At 48.5% G+C, this 14,227-nt stretch carries 11 protein-coding genes; 9 read left to right on the top strand and 2 right to left on the bottom strand.

Going from position 1 to position 14,227, the window contains the following annotated elements; all coding sequences use genetic code 11:
- Positions 1–47: 47 nt before the first annotated feature.
- From NYE68_RS20625 to NYE68_RS20610, 4 genes are all read left to right on the top strand, one after another.
- Positions 48–884, top strand: coding sequence for a YitT family protein (locus NYE68_RS20625; RefSeq protein WP_003150818.1), 837 nt, complete (start codon positions 48–50; stop codon positions 882–884).
- 166 nt (positions 885–1,050) lie between these two features.
- Positions 1,051–1,944: a helix-turn-helix domain-containing protein gene (locus tag NYE68_RS20620; RefSeq protein ID WP_015418522.1), complete on the top strand. Its 894-nt coding sequence runs from the start codon at positions 1,051–1,053 to the stop codon at positions 1,942–1,944.
- A gap of 117 nt (positions 1,945–2,061) precedes the next feature.
- Complete coding sequence (gene ugpC / locus NYE68_RS20615) at positions 2,062–3,162, top strand: sn-glycerol-3-phosphate ABC transporter ATP-binding protein UgpC (RefSeq protein WP_015240852.1); 1,101 nt, start codon at positions 2,062–2,064, stop codon at positions 3,160–3,162.
- A gap of 99 nt (positions 3,163–3,261) precedes the next feature.
- Positions 3,262–4,104, top strand: a complete 843-nt coding sequence (locus NYE68_RS20610; RefSeq protein ID WP_061890894.1) for a polysaccharide deacetylase family protein — start codon at positions 3,262–3,264, stop codon at positions 4,102–4,104.
- Between the two features lie 34 nt (positions 4,105–4,138).
- Here NYE68_RS20610 and NYE68_RS20605 read toward each other — a convergent pair whose 3' ends face one another.
- On the bottom strand, positions 4,139–5,482 hold the full coding sequence (locus tag NYE68_RS20605) for a 2-hydroxycarboxylate transporter family protein (protein ID WP_060673837.1): 1,344 nt from the start codon (positions 5,480–5,482) through the stop codon (positions 4,139–4,141).
- A gap of 502 nt (positions 5,483–5,984) precedes the next feature.
- On the opposite strand from NYE68_RS20605, the gene NYE68_RS20600 reads away from it, so the two are divergent.
- The 5 genes from NYE68_RS20600 (at position 5,985) to NYE68_RS20580 (ending at position 12,743) form a co-directional block, all read left to right on the top strand.
- A complete protein-coding gene (locus tag NYE68_RS20600) occupies positions 5,985–7,391 on the top strand; it encodes a cytochrome ubiquinol oxidase subunit I (RefSeq protein WP_015418520.1) in 1,407 nt (468 codons plus the stop codon).
- Positions 7,375–8,391, top strand: coding sequence for a cytochrome d ubiquinol oxidase subunit II (cydB, locus tag NYE68_RS20595; RefSeq protein WP_003150830.1), 1,017 nt, complete (start codon positions 7,375–7,377; stop codon positions 8,389–8,391). Before NYE68_RS20600 ends, cydB begins: the two co-directional genes overlap by 17 nt.
- Positions 8,391–10,094: a thiol reductant ABC exporter subunit CydD gene (gene cydD / locus NYE68_RS20590; RefSeq protein WP_060673838.1), complete on the top strand. Its 1,704-nt coding sequence runs from the start codon at positions 8,391–8,393 to the stop codon at positions 10,092–10,094. Before cydB ends, cydD begins: the two co-directional genes overlap by 1 nt.
- Positions 10,091–11,821, top strand: a complete 1,731-nt coding sequence (gene cydC / locus NYE68_RS20585; RefSeq protein ID WP_012118781.1) for a thiol reductant ABC exporter subunit CydC — start codon at positions 10,091–10,093, stop codon at positions 11,819–11,821. The genes cydD and cydC overlap by 4 nt, the downstream gene beginning before the upstream one ends.
- Before the next feature lie 91 nt (positions 11,822–11,912).
- Positions 11,913–12,743: an NAD(P)H-hydrate dehydratase gene (locus NYE68_RS20580; protein ID WP_040238716.1), complete on the top strand. Its 831-nt coding sequence runs from the start codon at positions 11,913–11,915 to the stop codon at positions 12,741–12,743.
- 13 nt (positions 12,744–12,756) lie between these two features.
- Here NYE68_RS20580 and NYE68_RS20575 read toward each other — a convergent pair whose 3' ends face one another.
- Positions 12,757–14,115: a cytosine permease gene (locus tag NYE68_RS20575; RefSeq protein ID WP_015240847.1), complete on the bottom strand. Its 1,359-nt coding sequence runs from the start codon at positions 14,113–14,115 to the stop codon at positions 12,757–12,759.
- Positions 14,116–14,227 lie beyond the last annotated feature (112 nt).

The raw sequence follows: 14,227 nt of genomic DNA, 5'->3' as shown, positions 1-14,227 counted from the left end.
AGTGCTCTCCCGGGCTTTTTTGATTTTATATAAAGGGAGTGTCTGGGATGAAAAAGAGATTGCTGGATGTGCTGATGCTGATTATTGGGGCTTTTATCTTTGCTTTGGCCGTTAATTTATTCGCCATTCCGAATGATCTTGGAGAGGGCGGGGTAACGGGAATCACCCTGATCTTGTACTATGTGTTTGAATGGTCGCCCGGGGTGACGAATATCATTTTGAACGGGATCTTATTGATTATCGGATATAAATTTTTAGACGGAAAAACAACGCTTTATACGATCATTACCGTTGTCGCCAACTCACTGTTTCTGCATCTGACGCATGATTGGCACTCGCCTTCACATGAACTCATTATTAATACTATTTTTGCGGGTGTGTTTGCCGGTGTCGGAATCGGGATCATTATTCGAGTCGGAGGCACGACTGCGGGTTCTGCCATTTTGGCGAGGATTGCGAACAAATATCTCGATTGGAATATCAGCTATGCGCTTTTGTTCTTTGATCTGATTGTCGTCTTCAGTTCTTATTTCATCATCGGTGCAGAAAAAATGATGTTTACCATTGTCATGCTGTACATCGGAACGAAGGTGATGGACTTTATCATTGAAGGCCTGAATACGAAAAAAGCGGTGACGATTATATCTGAGCATAAGCACGAAATCGCCGAACAGGTCAACACGCTTATGGACAGAGGGGTTACGCTGCTGTCGGGTAAAGGAAATTACACGGGGCAGTCGAAGGAAATTTTATATATCGTCATCCAGAAACAAGAGCTTTCCATGCTCAAAAAAATTATTAAAAGCTGTGATACAAAAGCGTTTGTCATTGTTCATGATGTGCGTGACGTCTTTGGTGAAGGCTTCGTCGATATCTCTAAATAAAAAGGATCCCTCTGCCTGCGCGGAGGTTTTTTTTCTTATGCCGGCAGAAGCTGTTATGATCCGTTTCCCGGGAAATAGCCTGAAAGCTGTTTCTTAAAACGAAGTGGATACAATCGGCCGGACGTTTTATACTGAAAATATGATCGAGCGATAGAGAGGAGCGCATATGAATCCGTTATTGGCAATTTACCCGAGGGCTGTGTTGTCTGATACGTGCTGTACGGCGGAAGATGTCTTTTGCTTTTATGATGAGAAAAGGCGGGTCTATGTCGCCATTCCGAAGGAGGATATCACCCCGAAGGAGAAACTGCTTCTGGAATCACTTTTGACGCCCGCTGAAGAGAAAGGCGATTTTTTTCCGGAGACGGCGGCAGCAAAGAGGTGGCGGCGTTTTCTGCTGGAAGAAGGCCCGGTGCCTGATGTCAAAGAGCCGCGTGTCCGTTTTATCCATTATGACTTATTGGGAGAACGGGACTGGGGGGCATTTACGGAAGCGCTGCGCCATTTCTGGCCGGTTTCATATACAGTTGTCCGGACGGGAAGGGATCAGGGCGTGATTGTGGAGGAAGAAAAGCTGGAAGCGCCAGATTCGGATGACATCGCATCTTTTGTGAAGATTCTCGAAGGCGATTTTTATTTCAGTGTCCGTTTTTTCATCGGAAGGTATTACGGCGCGGGAGAACGTCTGCGCCTTCATTATCGGAGAGAACAGCAATATTGTCAGATTGGCCGGCGTTATCTCCCGCAGCTGAGCACGCTGACCGCGGAAACGGTATTTCCGGCCATGCTCACGGAAGAAAGCAGAGAAAAGCTCTCAGCCTTGCTTCACGAAGAAGCGGTGCTGCTGTTTCAGAAAGAACCGGAGCTGAAGCATACGATTCAGACTTTTATTGAACATAACTCGAACATGTCGCTCACATCGAAAAGACTGCATTTGCACCGCAACAGTCTTCAATATCGGATTGATAAATTTGCGGAACGCTCGGGTATTGATATTAAGACATATCAGGGCGCCCTGCTGGCTTATTTCATTTGTCTGCAGTATGAAAAATCACATTAAATGGGAAATGTGCACGAAGGCAGCGGACTTTTTTTATGAACATTGCCTATATCCGCCGCCGTCTGACGCTGTTACAATCCTATTAAAGAAAGCGTTTACAAAAAAGGGGGAGATGACATGGCGGAACTTCGGCTGGAGCATATTTATAAGTATTACGATCAAAAAGAAGCGGCTGTCGATGATTTTAACCTTCATATTCAAGATAAAGAGTTTATCGTGTTTGTCGGTCCGTCGGGGTGCGGCAAGTCGACAACATTGCGGATGGTTGCCGGGCTGGAAGACATTACGAAGGGCGATTTCTATATCGGTGACACGAGAGTGAATGATATCGCTCCTAAAGACAGGGATATCGCCATGGTGTTTCAAAACTATGCGTTATATCCGCACATGACGGTCTATGATAATATCGCTTTCGGTCTGAAGCTGAGGAAGATGCCGAAACCTGAGATAAAAAAACGGGTCGAAGAAGCGGCGAAAATGCTGGGGCTCACAGAGTATCTGCACCGCAAACCGAAGGCGCTCTCCGGCGGGCAGCGGCAGCGGGTTGCATTAGGCCGGGCGATTGTCAGGGACGCCAAAGTGTTTTTAATGGATGAGCCGCTGTCAAATCTGGACGCAAAGCTTCGGGTGCAGATGCGGGCAGAAATAATTAAGCTGCATCAAAGGCTGCAAACAACCACAATCTATGTGACGCACGACCAAACAGAAGCACTGACGATGGCGACACGCATCGTCGTCATGAAGGACGGAAAAATTCAGCAGATCGGCACGCCGAAAGACGTGTATGAACATCCCGAAAACGTATTTGTCGGCGGGTTTATCGGCTCCCCAGCGATGAACTTTTTCAAAGGAAAGCTGACGGACGGCGCCATTCAGATCGGTTCAGCCGCTCTCAGCGTGCCGGAAGGGAAAATGAAAATGCTCCGGGAAAAAGGGTATGCCGGCAAAGATGTTATCTTCGGCATCCGCCCGGAAGACATACATGACGAGCTGATTGTGGTAGAATCCTATAAGAATTCATCCATCACAGCTAAAATCAATGTCGCGGAATTGCTCGGGTCAGAAATTATGGTTTATTCCCGGATCGGGGATCAGGATTTTATCGCCCGGATTGACGCCCGCCATGACATTCATGCCGGTGAAGAATTGACCGTCGCTTTCGACATGAATAAAGCTCACTTTTTTGACAGTGAAACAGAAATCAGAATCCGCTCATAACGCAAAGCCGGACAGCTGGATGTCCGGCTTTTTTGGTGTAACAATTTATGACGCATAACCGATATAAAAAGTAAATAGAAGACAGAAAGCAGGAAAACGATGAAACGCATGATCATGTGCGTGTGCCTTTTGGCTGCCGTGTTTACGCTTGCCGCCTGCTCGGGCCATGAGGCAAGCGCCGAACAAAGCATTCCGAAGGCAGAAGCGCACCACGATAAAAAGTCTGTAAAGCGCCAAATCAAAAAAGAGCCGGATACGTCCGCCTGGGTTCAAACGAAAGGAACGGCAAGACTGCCGATTCTGATGTACCACAGCATTTCTGAGGGAAACAGCCTGCGTGTGCCGAAGGAAGAATTCCGGCAGCATATGAAGTGGCTTCATGATCACGGCTATTATACGATGACTCCTGAAGAGGCCTATCTGATGCTGACGGAGGATAAGGAGCCGCGTGAAAAATGTGTTCTTATCACATTTGATGACGGCTATACCGACAATGTGAAAGCGGCCTATCCCATTTTAAAGAAATACAAGATGAAAGCGACAATCTTTATGATCGGAAACTATATCGGGCATAAGAATCATCTGACTGAGAAGCAGATGAAGGAGATGGCCGCCCACGGCATTTCCATTCAGAGCCATACGATGAACCATCTCGAATTGAACGGGCTCACACCGCAGCAGCAGCGACGTGAAATGAAGGACTCTAAGCGTTTATTTGATCAAATGTTCGGGCAGCGGACGTCTATGATCAGCTACCCTGTCGGACGATATAATAAGGAAACATTAAAAGCCGCCGCCGCGTCTGGCTACCGTATGGCGGTCACGACGGAGCCGGGAGCGGCGTCAAGAGATCAGGGGCTTTACGGGCTTCACCGCGTCCGTGTGTCGCCGGGCATGTCCGGGGCGGCATTCGGCTCTTATATTCAAAATGTGATGAAATAACAGAGCCTCCGCATATGCGGAGGCTTTTTTCAGTTTAATAGAATTGATGAAGCAGCAGAAGGGTGACACTCACGGTAATCGCTCCGCCGATTCTGGTCGACACTTGGGCGAACGGCATAAGCTCAAGCCGTTCAGCGGCGCTCAAGATCGCGACGTCGCCGGTGCCGCCCTGGCCGGAATGGCAGGCATTAATAATCGCCGTCTCAATCGGGTACAGATTCAGCCATTTTCCGGTCAGAAAACCGACGGCCATCATCGTGACGACGATTGATAAAATGGTAATGATGTTGCTGATCGTAAATGCCGCAATCAGCTTGTCCCACGGTGTCATTGAAACGCCGATCGCAAATAAGAGCGGATAGGTCACGGCTGTCGAGAAAAAGCGCGAGACGCCGAAGGCTCCGTTTTCAATCGAAGCCGGCGCCAGCCTGAACAGCTTAATGAGAACGGCAAGGACGAGCATCACGACAGGAGCCGGAAGCTGAAAGAAATCATGCGCCAGCATGCCGACTAAATAGAGGGAAACCGCTAAAATACCGCCCGAAGCGAAAAAGGACAAATCAAACGTTTTATCATTGGCCGGCTGTTCCAATGCGGGAGCGGAATGATCAGACTTATCAACCTTCCCGTTGCCCGTCCATTCCGGTTTGCGTTTCCCGATGACATTCAGCAAACCCGATAACATAATGGCGCACAGGCTGCCGAGCATGATGGACGGCAGCACAAGCGCAAAGGCGTCTCCCTGGGACATCGGCATAATATCGGAGTAGCCGATGGATAAAGGAATCGCGCCTTCACCGACACCCCCCGCCATAATCGGAACGACAATATAAAGCAATGTGTGCTGAAAGCCGAGTCCGAGCAGCATCCCGACGCATAAGCCGACGATGGCGGCCGCGATCGAGCCGGCGATCAGCGGAATAAAAATCTTGACGAAAGCTTTGACGAGCGTCTCTCTTTTCATCCCGAGAATACTGCCGACGACGATACTAGCAATAAATAGATAGAGAAAGTTGGAGCTTTCTGTGAATTCTGTTGTTGAAGTAATAATGTCTTTCGGAAGCAAGTGGTAGTAGACGACAGCGGATGGAATAAAGGTTGCGAGAATCGCAGGGCCGCCGATGGAACGCACGATCGGAATGGATTTTCCGATCTGGCCGAAGGTAAATCCGAAAAAACTCATGACGGCAATTGATGTCAGAATGTCGCTTTTTACATCACGGCTCATGACAAACACCGTAATAAGCAAGAAAAGCAGGATATAGATAGGAAGAGGAATAATGCCGATTCTTATATTCATTGCTCTGGCAAACCAGTTATCAGTCCGTTCCTGTTTTTGGATTGAATCCGTTTGCAATTTTGGTTGAAGTTCTCCCATGCTTGTTCCCCCAGTCGTTATGTAGTGAAAAAATATCCCCATTTAAAGTATACTAAAAAATTTAAATTGTTCATATATTATGAATTTACTAGTGGGCATGCTTTCTTCACATTTTCTTTCTCAAAATGGCGATTTGGCGGGATTTTTCACCGAGAAAAGCATTTTGTTCGCCACACGAATAAAAAAGAGGTACGATATCAAAGGGACAAATATCCTAGGTGCTGACATAAAATCTCTACAAATCCGACAATAATCGGTCACAATTTCAGCCTTATTTTAGGTATATTGATCTTTTTTTTTAGGCTGAATCGTTGTAAAGTAATGATATTGAATCATTTCTATGACAGCCGCTGTCCCCCAGGGTGTACAGGCTGATATTTCAATAGTTTTGACGAATTTGTGAAACATTGAGCAAATATATCATTTTTTGTGAAATACCGAGCAATGATTTCGCTATGTTTGTGAAGTGTTGAGCAATTTACCAGATTGGAGGAAAAACATCATGAGTGAGTTGGTATTAGCCCGCATTCAATTTGCATCTACAACATTGTTTCACTTCTTGTTTGTGCCTTTGTCTATCGGGCTTGTGTTTATGGTTGCTTTGATGGAGACGCTTTATGTTGTCAAAAAACAAGAGACCTATCTCAAAATGGCTAAATTTTGGGGGCATCTCTTTTTAATTAACTTCGCTGTCGGCGTCGTCACAGGGATTCTTCAGGAATTCCAGTTCGGATTGAACTGGTCTGATTATTCCCGTTTTGTCGGAGACGTATTTGGGGCTCCGCTTGCGATTGAAGCGCTTTTGGCGTTTTTTATGGAGTCTATTTTTATCGGATTATGGATTTTCGGCTGGGACCGTTTATCTAAAAAAGTGCATTTGCTTTGCATTTGGCTTGTATCTTTCGGAACGATTATGTCATCTTTCTGGATTTTGACGGCAAACTCATTCATGCAGGAGCCGGTCGGCTTTGCGATTAAAAACGGCCGCGCGGAAATGAATGATTTCGGGGCGCTTTTGACAAACCCTCAGCTTTGGGTTGAATTCCCTCACGTCATTTTCGGGGCGCTTGCGACGGGTGCTTTCTTTATTGCCGGTGTCAGCGCATTTAAATTATTGAAGAAAAAAGAAGTGCCTTTCTTCCATAAATCTTTCAAGCTTTCGATGATTGTCGGTCTGATCGCAGGTATCGGCGTTGCGTTCAGCGGACATATGCAGGCTGAGCATTTAATGGAATCGCAGCCGATGAAAATGGCTGCCAGTGAAGCGCTTTGGGATGACAGCGGTGATCCTGCCGCGTGGACGGCTTTTGCGAATATTGATACGAATAAAGAAAAAAACACATCAGAGATTTCAATTCCTTACGCACTCAGCTACTTGGCTTACCAGAAGTTCAGCGGCAGTGTGAAAGGGATGAAAACACTTCAAAAAGAATATGAAAAAACGTACGGAAAAGGCGACTATATCCCGCCTGTCAAAACGACGTTCTGGAGTTTCCGCATTATGGCGGGAGCGGGCGCGCTTATGATTTTTGCCGCGATTGCCGGCTTTATTCTGAACCGCCGCAAAAAGCTTCATACGAGCAAGTGGTATTTACGGGGCATGATCGCGCTGATCGCATTCCCGTTCATTGCGAACTCTGCAGGATGGATTATGACTGAAATCGGCCGCCAGCCGTGGACTGTTATGGGGCAAATGACGACCGCACAATCCGTTTCGCCTAACGTAACGACGGGATCTCTGCTGTTTTCAATTATCGGCTTCGGCGTCATGTATTTGATTTTAGGCGCGCTGCTTGTCTTCCTATTCGTTCGTGAAATTAAAAAAGGTGCGGACCATGATGATCATAAGGATGTTCCTGTATCAACGGATCCGTTCAGTCAGGAGGTTTACCATGGGGTCACTTCATGATCTTTGGTTTGTACTCGTTTCAGTTTTGTTTGTCGGATTTTTCTTTTTAGAAGGTTTTGACTTCGGTGTCGGCATTTCGACCCGATTTCTTGGCCATAATGAATTAGAACGCAGAGTGCTGATTAACACCATCGGCCCGTTCTGGGATGCGAATGAGGTATGGCTGCTGACAGGTACGGGAGCGATCTTCGCGGCATTCCCGAACTGGTATGCGACGATGCTGAGCGGATATTATATTCCGTTTATCATCATCCTTCTTGCTTTAATGGGCCGCGGCGTGGCGTTTGAATTCCGCGGAAAAGTGAATCATTTAAAATGGGTCAAAACATGGGACTGGGTGATTTTCTTCGGCAGCCTTATCCCGCCGTTTGTATTCGGCCTTATCTTCACAAGCTTGTTCCGCGGCATGCCGATTGACGGCCATATGAATATGCATGCGGGTTTCTCAGATATTGTGAACGTGTATTCCGTCCTTGGCGGAGCGGCCGTCACCCTTCTTTCATTCCTGCACGGTTTAATGTTTGTCACACTGCGCACGATCGGTGATTTACAAGAGCGTGCGAGAAAAATGGCAAAACGCGTAATCGGTGTTATCTTTCTTGTTGTACTTGCTTTCTTTGCGATGTCTGCATACGATACGGATATGTTTACACGCCGGGCAAACATCACGATTCCGGTATTCGTGCTGATTGTCATCTGCAACGTTCTTGCCGTTGTGTTCATGAGCAAGAAAAAAGACGGCTGGGCATTCGGTATGACCGGCGCGGGTCTTGCTTTGACAGTTGCGATGATTTTTATCTCTCTGTTCCCGCGCGTCATGGTCAGTTCGCTGAAAAGCGCGTATGACTTAACAGTAGCTAACGCGTCTTCCGGTGATTATTCACTTAAGGTCATGACAATTGCCGCACTGACTCTGCTGCCGTTTGTCATCGGCAGTCAGATCTGGAGCTATTATGTCTTCCGGAAACGCGTCAGCCATAAGGAGCCTATGACTTATTAATGGGAAAAGACCTGTTTCTTTATAAAGGAATGAAGCGGATTCTTGCGATCATTACGGGATTAACGATTATACAAACGGCCGCCATCATCTTGCAGGCGGAATGGCTGAGCCAGGCGGTAACCGGATTATTTAACGGGAAGCGGATTGCTTCTCTTTATCCGGTTATCGGCTTTTTCCTGCTTGCGTTTTTGGTCCGGCATGCGGTGACAACGGTCCGGCAGAAAATCGTGTACCAATATGCCGCGCAAACCGGCGCAGACGTAAGAAAAAGATTTCTTGAGCAATTGTTCCGTCTCGGCCCCCGCTTTGCGAAAAAAGAGGGGACAGGCCGGATGGTGACGCTGGCGATGGAAGGCATCAGCCAGTTCCGCCGTTATTTAGAGCTGTTTCTGCCGAAAATGGTCAGCATGGCGATTGTGCCGGCGGCCGTTGTCATTTACGTGTTTTTTCAGGATAAAACATCGGCATTGATTCTGATTCTTGCGCTTCCGATTTTGATTGTATTTATGATTCTGCTCGGACTTGTCGCACAGAAAAAAGCTGATCGCCAATGGAAGTCATATCAGACGCTTTCCAATCATTTCGTGGATTCGCTCCGCGGACTGGAGACATTGCGGTTTTTAGGATTAAGCAAATCACACAGCAAAAATATCTTTCATGTCAGTGAGAGATACCGCAAGGCGACGATGAGCACGCTCCGGGTCGCGTTTTTATCATCATTCGCCCTGGACTTTTTTACGATGCTGTCGGTGGCGACAGTGGCGGTGTTTCTCGGCTTGCGGCTGATAGACGGACAAATTCTGCTCGGGCCGGCATTGACCGCGCTCATTCTCGCGCCTGAATATTTTCTCCCGGTCCGCGAAGTGGGAAATGATTACCACGCGACGTTAAACGGGCAGGAGGCGGGGAAAACCATTCAAGCGATTTTGGCGCAGCCCGGTTTTAAAGAAGAAAAGCCGCTCGAACTTGATACGTGGACTGACGGGGATGAATTACAGCTTACGCGTTTGTCCGTCCGAGAATCGATGTCTGAATTTCATCTGTCCTTCAAAGGGAAGAAGAAAATCGGGATTATCGGGGAAAGCGGTGCGGGAAAATCGACACTCATTGATGTGCTGGGCGGCTTTTTAGAGCCTGCGTCCGGTGAGATCAAGGTAAACGGTGAATCACGCTCGCATCTGCAGTCGGACGGCTGGCAGAAGCAGCTGCTTTATATTCCGCAGCACCCGTATATTTTTGATGACACGCTTTTGAATAATATCCGGTTTTATCATCCTGATGCTTCGCGTGAGGACACGGCGCAGGCCGCTAGATCGGCGGGTCTTTCCGAACTGATCCGTGATCTGCCCGGCGGTCTTGACGGCCGGATCGGCGAGGGCGGACGGGCGCTCAGCGGAGGACAGGCTCAGCGTGTCGCGCTGGCCAGAGCCTTCTTAGGAAACCGGCCGATTCTCCTTTTGGATGAGCCGACCGCTCACCTTGATATTGAAACAGAATATGAAATAAAAGAAACGATGAAAGACCTGTTTGAAAACAAACTTGTTTTTCTGGCCACTCACCGTCTTCACTGGATGCTTGAGATGGACGAAATTATCGTGCTTGATGACGGCGCGGTGGCGGAAATCGGCACCCACGACGAATTGATGGCGAAACAAGGCGTATACGCCAAACTTGTAAAGGCGCAACTGGGGGAAAGAACATGAGAAAAGAAGAATGGATTCTGCCGTATATGAAGCAAAATGCCCGTTTGTTTGTTCTTGTGATTTTTTTAGGCGCGGTGACGATTTTTTCGGCGGCCTTTCTCATGTTCACTTCCGGTTTTTTGATCTCTAAGTCGGCGACCAGGCCTGAGAATATCCTGCTGGTGTACGTTCCGATTGTAGCCGTGCGGACCTTCGGGATTGCCCGTTCAGTCTCACGGTACGCCGAGCGTCTGACGGGGCACCATATCATTTTGAAAATCGTGTCCGACATGAGGGTGCGGCTTTACAATATGCTGGAGCCGGCCTCGCTCATGCTTTCATCCCGTTTTCGGACGGGCGACATGCTCGGCATTTTGGCTGAGGATATTGAGCATTTGCAGGATGCGTTTTTAAAAACGATTTTCCCTGCGGTTTCCGCTTTGCTGCTGTATGCGGCCTCCGTTATCGGACTCGGCTTTTATTCCTGGCCGTTTGCCGCTTTTGCGGCGATTTACCTGTTTATATTGGTTGTAATGTTTCCGGTTGTGTCGCTTCTTGTGACGAGAGCGAAAAACATGAGGCTGAAAAGCGGCCGGAATACGCTCTACAGCCGGCTGACAGATGCCGTGCTCGGCGTGAGCGACTGGATGTTCTCGGGACGCCAGGCGGCCTTTATTTCCTCTTATGAAGAGAAAGAGAAGGCATGGTTTGATCTTGAAAGCAAACGTCAGCGGTTTACGAGATGGCGTGATCTCGCCGCGCAATGTCTTGTCGGCGGCTTCATATTGATCATGCTGTTCTGGACGGCGGGTCAGTATGCGGACGGCAGCATCGCCAACACGATGATCGCGGCCTTTGTGCTTGTCGTATTTCCATTGACAGAGGCGTTTCTGCCCCTTTCGGATGCGCTGACGGAAGTGCCTTCTTATCAGGATTCCATCAAAAGAATGAGTCAGGCGGCTCCGGAGCTGCGAAGTCGTGAGGTGAAGCAGACAGATGAGAAACTGGATGTATCTGATGTGACACTTACATTTGATAACGTGACGTTTTCTTATGATCAGCACAGTCATGTGCTTGACCGTTTTTCCTTCACTCTCCGCCAAGGTGAAAAAATGGCGCTGCTCGGCAGGAGCGGCTCCGGTAAGTCGACCTCTCTCGCTTTAATTGAAGGCGCCTTAGTTCCCGATTCGGGCAAAGTGATGCTGAACGGGCTGGAAACTGCGGCCGTGCAGGAGCAGATTTCCTCAGCGGTGGCCGTTTTGAATCAGAAACCTCATCTCTTTAACACGAGCATTATGAACAATATCCGGCTCGGAAACGGCAAGGCGAGTGATGAAGATGTTAAGCGTGCGGCTCGGCAGGTGAAGCTGCATGATTATATTGAATCACTGCCTGACGGATATGAAACCTCCGTCCAGGAGACGGGGATTCGTTTCTCAGGCGGGGAACGGCAGCGGATCGCGCTTGCCCGTATTCTGCTCCAAGACACGCCGGTCATCATCCTTGATGAACCGACGGTCGGCCTTGATGCGGTCACTGAACGCGAATTGCTTGATACGATTTTTGATGTCTTTAAAGAGAAAACGATTCTCTGGATTACACACCATTTAGCGGGTGTGGAAACAGCTGATAAAATCGTCTTTTTAGAAAATGGAAAAGCAGAAATGGAAGGAACTCATCAAGAGCTGCTTGCAGAAAACGAACGGTACCGGAAGCTTTACCGTCTTGATGTTCCGATCAGAACATAAACAGCCGCAAACGAGCGGCTGTTTTTTTTGTGCGGTTTAAAATCTCTTCTTGTTTGGAATATAAATAGGAGACAGAAGAGGAGGTACAGAGATGAATATAATGGATTGGACGGAACAGGATGTGAAAGATACGCTGCCGAAACGGGAGGCAGACAGCCATAAGGGGACGTTCGGGACGGCGTTATTGCTGGCCGGCAGCGAAGACATGCCGGGAGCCGCCCTTCTGGCCGGATTGGGCGCGATGAGAAGCGGTGTCGGCAAGCTCGTCATCGGTACATCGGCAGGCGTCATCCCGCTTATCGTCCCGGTGCTGCCGGAAGCGACGTACTGGCGTGACGGCTGGAAAAAAGCCGCGGCGGGCCAGCCCGGGGAAACCATCCGGGCCGCTGCCATCGGGCCGGGCCTTCCTCAAACAGACGAAGTGCAGCAGGCGGCTGATCAGCTGCTTTCTGCCGATTATCCCGTCATACTGGACGCGGGCGCCATTACGAAAAGAACCTATCCAAAGAGGAAAGCCCCCGTGATCTTGACGCCTCATCCCGGCGAATTTTCCAGAATGACAGGCCTTCCGATTCAAGAGATTCAGCAGAACAGAGCGGGATATGCCGCGGAATGGGCGGAGCGGCTTCACGTCACGATTGTCCTGAAAGGAAACGAAACCATTATCGCTTTTCCCGACGGGGAATGCCGCAGGAATACAACCGGAAACGGCGCGCTTGCAAAAGGCGGGACCGGCGACACGCTGACGGGAATGATTCTCGGCATGCTGTGCTGTCATCAAGACCCGAAGCATGCCGTATTGAACGCCGTCCGCCTTCACGGTGAATGTGCGGAGTTATGGACGAAAGAGCGCTCCGCCCATACCTTATTGGCGCACGAACTTTCTGAACTGCTGCCGCGTGTATGGAAGGAATATGAATAAAGAAAAGGCGTCTTCATAGAGAAGGCGCCTCTTGTTGTTTTACCCTTGATTTCATCAGGACATAATACAGCAGCGACGGAACGGCCAGGCCGATGACCCAGGCAATGTCGCCTCCGCCGAATATTTCAGCGAGCGGCCCGATGTAAAAGGATGTATTGATGAATGGGATTTCTAATATAATCGACAAAACGAAGGCGGCCGCTGTAATCCAATTGACCCTGCCGTATTGCCCGTTGACGTCAAACATCGATTTGACGTGGTATTTTCCGCGGCGGATAAAATAGTAATCCACGAGGTTGATCGCCGTCCATGGAATTAAGAAATAACTGATGAAAAAGATGAAATTTAAAAACAGTTCCATGAAATTGCTTTGGCCCAAGAGACTTAATACAGTACCCGCTGCCGTCACACAAAGGATCATTACCACTCTCGTTTTCGGCGTCACCTTCAGTTTTAAAAACGGCTCCAAGGTAGTCGTCGTTGACATAAAGGCTCCGTATAAATTAAAGACGTTGATCGCCATTTGCCCGAACAGGACGATGATCAGCATAATAAAGGAAAACGGACCGAACAATCGGACAATCTCATTTCCCGCATTAGCGGTAAATTCCGGGAGCGCCGTCGTCAAAATGGCGCCGAGAAGCATCATCCAGATGGAACTGACTGACGTACCTGCGTAGCTGTACCAAAAAGTATGCGATGCCGGTGTTTTGACCGGCAGATAACGGGAATAATCTGCGACATATGGCGCGTATGCCAGCTGCCATGTGGCCACCGCGCTGACCGCCACTAGGAAAACAGGCAGGTCTAATGAGCCGGGCACCCAGCTTCCTGAAGGAATCGGCAGTTGAAAAATAAGAATCGTTGCAGCAAAAAAAACGGCAAAGGAGGTCCAAGAGAGGATTTTCTGCATTTTGTGAATCAGATCATGACCGTAGATCGTGAGTAAAAAACAGATGGCGCTTAAGCCGATAATACACCATGAAGCCGGAATCGGTACAAAGCTGCTCAGTGTACCGGCTGCGAGAATCGTACTGCTCGCAAAGAAGCCCAGGTAGATAAACATGACCAAAAAGAGGGGCAGAATCGCTCCGATCACGCCGAATTGCGCGCGGCTTTGAATCATTTGCGGAATTCCGAGCTGAGGCCCTTGTGCGGAATGAGACGCCATAAAGATTGCGCCGATAAAGGTCCCGATAATAATGGCGGCGATACTCCAAAAGAGATCGAGTCCCATTGTAACGGGCAGTGTGCCTGTGACTAACGTCGTAATATGCATATTAGCCCCGAACCAGACGGGGAATAAATCTTTAGCCTTTCCGTGTCTTTCGTCATGCGGAATATGTTCAATCGTTCGCCTTTCTACTTTCAATAGATAATCTCCTCCGTATGTTCTTCTTTAACATAAAGACATAGCTTAACAGATTGACCTGCCGTTTACAAATTCCAGCATGCAGGAAAAACAATGTAAAGCCTCGTTGACA

This window comes from Bacillus sp. FSL R5-0447 (genome assembly GCF_038606125.1).
In the GTDB taxonomy this organism is placed as follows: Bacteria; Bacillota; Bacilli; order Bacillales; family Bacillaceae; genus Bacillus; species Bacillus velezensis.
This window is presented reverse-complemented; position numbering and strand designations above follow the sequence as displayed.